Annotated in this window: 1 protein-coding gene; it reads left to right on the forward strand. The window is 59.4% G+C overall.

Annotated features, from left to right (window positions below):
• The coding region (locus QNM19_RS24440; RefSeq protein ID WP_284027319.1) for a condensation domain-containing protein at positions 1–1,103 on the forward strand (1,103 nt) is incomplete at both ends.

The following is a 1,103-nucleotide window of genomic DNA, read 5'->3' on the forward strand; positions in this document are numbered from 1 at the left end:
TGAACCAGCCTGAGCTGAGTGCCGAGCGCTTTATTGATAACCCCTTTTATGACCCTGAGGTGGCAGGCAGTTCAACACGCTTGTACCGCACCGGCGACTTAGTGCGCTATCAGGCCGATGGCACGCTGGCATTTGTAGGCCGGGCAGACGATCAGGTTAAAATTCGTGGCTTCCGGGTGGAGCTGGGCGAGATAAGCGAGCAGCTGAGCCGTCAGGCGGCCATCGACAGTGCCGTGGTACTGGCGAAAAGCGGGGCCAACGGCACTTACCTGGTGGCCTATGTTCAGCCGACAGAGGCGCTGGACGAGGCAGCCCATTCTGACTTTATCAATGCAGCACTGAGCGCACTGGCAGGGTGTTTACCCGATTACATGGTGCCGAAACTGGGCCGGGTGATCCCACACTGGCCACTGACCGCCAACGGTAAAATTAATAAAAAGGCGCTGCCAGAGGTGGATCCGGGGGCGCAGCAGGACCACTACGTTGCCCCGCAAACCGACCTCGAGCAGGCGGTGTGTGAGATCTGGGCTGAATTACTGCACCTTGATGCCGCGCAGATCAGCACCACAGCGAGCTTCTTTGCACTGGGCGGACATTCCCTGTTATCGGTTAAGCTGGCCGCCGCACTGCGCGCACAGCTGGCAGTGGAGCTGCCACTGAGTACGTTATTCAATGCCACCACCGTGGCTGAGCAGGCCAAAGCGGTTGCTGCGGCCGAGGGACAGACACTGCGCGAGGACATTAAAGCCCTGCCCAGAGTGATGCAGGATGACCCTCAGCTGGGCCAGCATAGTGTTGCCCCCTTGTCTTATGCTCAGCAGCGGTTATGGTTTATCGATCAGCTGGAGCAGGGCACACCACAATACAATATGCCGGCAGCCTTTGCGGTTGACGGCGAGCTGGACCTGACGGTGGTCGAGGCCGTACTGCAAACCATCATTGCCCGTCATGAGGTGCTCAGAACTGTATATCGCGATGACGCGCAGGTGATCCGCCAGGACGCCGGCTTCACCCTGAGCTATGAGGATGTGCGGACTCTGAGCGAGACAGCGCAGCAACAGGCGATTGCCGGGGCGATGGCGCAACAGCTGAGCCAGCCGTTT

The organism is Pseudoalteromonas ardens, assembly GCF_030125445.1.
GTDB classification, from domain to species: domain Bacteria; phylum Pseudomonadota; class Gammaproteobacteria; order Enterobacterales; family Alteromonadaceae; genus Pseudoalteromonas; species Pseudoalteromonas ardens.